The organism is Providencia sp. AGC89 (genome assembly GCF_053543535.1).
On sequence record NZ_JBIXLP010000051.1, the window covers coordinates 1 to 950 of the forward strand.

The following is a 950-nucleotide window of genomic DNA, read 5'->3' on the forward strand; positions in this document are numbered from 1 at the left end:
TCTCAATACAATAGATAGCTCAGCACTTCCTTTAATTTTACCGGTGATATCCGTTCCTCGTGAATAGAGATTATATGTAATCGGATAGCTAAAATTCGTATTTGATTGGTTTGCATTAATATTGCCGATATTAATGAATTCTCGATTAAACGGAATATTTGTTGGCCTACCATCAATATCAATGGACATCGTGACATAAGCTCCCGCTTTATTTTCACTGTTGAGTAAATTGACTTCATATTCATTGCCGGAATAATAAAGGACGTTAATACCGGCAGATAATGATAAGGTTGCCGATATAGGCACCGTTTTTTGTTGACAATTTACTAATAAGTTGCCACCTGATTTCGTCGCTAATAATTGACCTGCACTTGAATTTGCGGGTTGTGGGCCAAAGTCAATCGACGTAGGAACCATCAATGTGCACCCCAAATCACTAACATCAACATTATAGCGCCCCGCTGGCATTACCACTCCTGTTGGGAAGGGACCTGGACTACGAGGATCTCGAAGCAATAGTTGCAAAGGATTTGGTAAATTTATCCAACCTGACCGTTGCTCGCCTGTCCCATATATTAAGACACGCCCTGTAGCACTGACATTATGATAGACTGAAAAACCATCTTTCCCATTATTCGGAGTAGATTGATTGGGAAGCCAGATACATCCATTCGGATTTCCTAAGTGTTGGCTGGTTGTAGACCCATAGCCATTAAATATCGCGGTCACCGTATCTTGGAAGCTATTACCCCTTATATTCCAACTGCGATTATCCGTATATATAACCTCAGGGACTAACATCAGTGTTTTTTGAGAATTGAGCGGTACCCCCATAACTCCATCAATTTCCATTAAATCTGACTCACCGAGTCTGCAAGCAGTATTACCTCCATAAAAAGTCAATTGTACGTAGGCACTAGGAAGAAAACTAACCTCATTAAGCGTATTTC

Annotated in this window: 1 protein-coding gene; it reads right to left on the minus strand. The window is 40.4% G+C overall.

Annotated elements, in window-relative coordinates:
- A partial coding sequence (locus ACIPUA_RS08220) for a hypothetical protein (protein WP_449059548.1) occupies nt 1-852 on the minus strand: 852 nt, incomplete at its 3' end.
- Nucleotides 853-950: the final 98 nt, after the last annotated feature.